This is a genomic window from Streptomyces sp. NPDC006529, from assembly GCF_040611795.1.
Classification (GTDB): Bacteria; Actinomycetota; Actinomycetes; order Streptomycetales; family Streptomycetaceae; genus Streptomyces.
In genome coordinates, this window is the sequence record NZ_JBEXPB010000120.1 from 1 (window position 1) to 1,955 (window position 1,955).

The following is a 1,955-nucleotide window of genomic DNA, read 5'->3' on the forward strand; positions in this document are numbered from 1 at the left end:
GAGGAACTCGCTCCCAGCCGCTCCATGGCCCGGCACCCGCTGTTCCAGGTGATGCTCACCGTGGACAACAACGCCGAAGCCGTCCTGGACCTGCCGGGCGTACGGGCCGGTGCCGTGGCTGCCGAGCTGACCACAGCCAAGTTCGACCTGGAACTCAGTGTTCTGGAGACCTTCGACGCCGACGGCACGCCGGCAGGACTGCACGGCGGGGTGATCGCGGCAGCGGACCTGTTCGATGCCGAATCGGCCGCGCGGATCATGGGCCGGTGGGCTCAGGTTCTGGCCGCGCTGGCCGAGGACCCGCAGGTGCGCCTGAGCCAGGTGGACGTGCTCGACGCCGAGGAGCGTCGGCGCGTACTCGAGGAGTGGAACGACACCGCCCTCGACGTCGAGCCGTCGACGCTGCCGGCCCTGTTCGAAGCGCAGGTGGCGCGGACCCCGGATGCCGTCGCCCTGGAGTTCGAGGACGCCCGGCTCTCCTACGGCGAGCTGGACGCGCGGGCGAACCGCCTGGCCCGCCACCTTGCCGGTCAGGGAGTGGGCGCGGAGTCCGTGGTCGCCGTGGCCCTGGAGCGCGGCACGGACCTCGTAGTGGCGCTGCTGGCCGTCATGAAGGCCGGTGGTGCCTACCTGCCGGTCGACCCGGACTACCCGGCGGACCGGATCGCGTACACGCTGGACACTTCCGGTGCGGCCGCGGTGGTGACCACGGCCACACTGGCGCACCTGGTCCCGGCGGGTGTGCCGCCCGTACTGGTGGAGGACCCGGCCATAGCCGCCCTCGACAGCAACGCGCTCGACCGGGCGCCCTCTCCCGAGCACCCGGCCTACGTGATCTACACCTCCGGCTCCACGGGCCGCCCCAAGGGCGTGGTGATCGAGCACCGGTCACTGGTCAACTTCCTTGCCTCGATGCAGGATCGCTTCGCCCTGGACGAGGACGACCGGCTGGTGGCGGTCACCACGGTCGGCTTCGACATCGCCGGCCTGGAGCTCTACCTGCCGCTGCTCAACGGTGCCCGCGTCGTGCTCGCCGCCCGCGAGGTCGTACGGGATCCGCGGGCCCTGCGTGCCCTGATCGTGGCGGCTGGGGCGAGCGTCGTGCAGGCGACCCCGAGCCTGTGGCAGGCCCTGCTGGCCGAGTCCGAAGCCGCGGACGATTCGCGGTCCGAATGGCTCACCCGTATACGCGCGCTGGTCGGCGGCGAGGCGCTGCCGGGCGAGCTGGCCCGCACCCTGGTGGCCACGGCCGCCTCGGCGACCAACATGTACGGCCCTACCGAGACCACCATCTGGTCCACCGACCGGCGGCTGTCGCCCGAAGCCACCACCGACGGTGTCTCCTCCATCGGCGGCCCGATCGCGAATACGCGGGTCTACGTGCTCGACGGGTGGCTCGCCCCGGTCGCGCCCGGTGTCGCCGGCGAGCTGTACATCGCCGGCTCCGGCCTGGCCCGCGGCTACCTGAACCGCCCCGGCCTGACCGCCGAACGCTTCGTGGCCTGCCCGTTCGGCGGTGTGGCGGAGCGGATGTACCGGACCGGCGACATCGCGCGGTGGACCGTCGATGGTGATCTGGAGTTCGTCGGCCGCGCCGACGAACAGGTGAAGCTGCGTGGCTTCCGGATCGAGCCGGCGGAGATCGCGGCCGCGCTGATCGCGCACCCGCAGGTCACGCAGGCCTTGGCCGTCGTGCGTGAGGACGTCGCAGGGGACCGGCGGCTGGTCGCCTACGCCGTGGTTGCCGATGACGCGGGGACTGACCTGACGGGCTCCCTGCGGAAGTTCGCGGCCGCCCGGCTGCCCGAGTACATGGTGCCGTCGGCTGTCGTCCTGCTGGGCGCGCTGCCGCTGACGCCCAACGGGAAGCTGGACCGTAAGGCTCTGCCGGCCCCTGAGTACGCGGGTGGTGTCGGTCGTGGTCCGGTGTCGCTCCAGGAGGAGTTGTTGTGCGG

1 protein-coding gene is annotated in these 1,955 nt (G+C 71.9%); it reads left to right on the plus strand.

Features of this window, described 5'->3' with window-relative positions:
* On the plus strand, window positions 1-1,955 hold a 1,955-nt coding region (locus ABZY31_RS31180; protein ID WP_356417046.1), incomplete at both ends, for an amino acid adenylation domain-containing protein.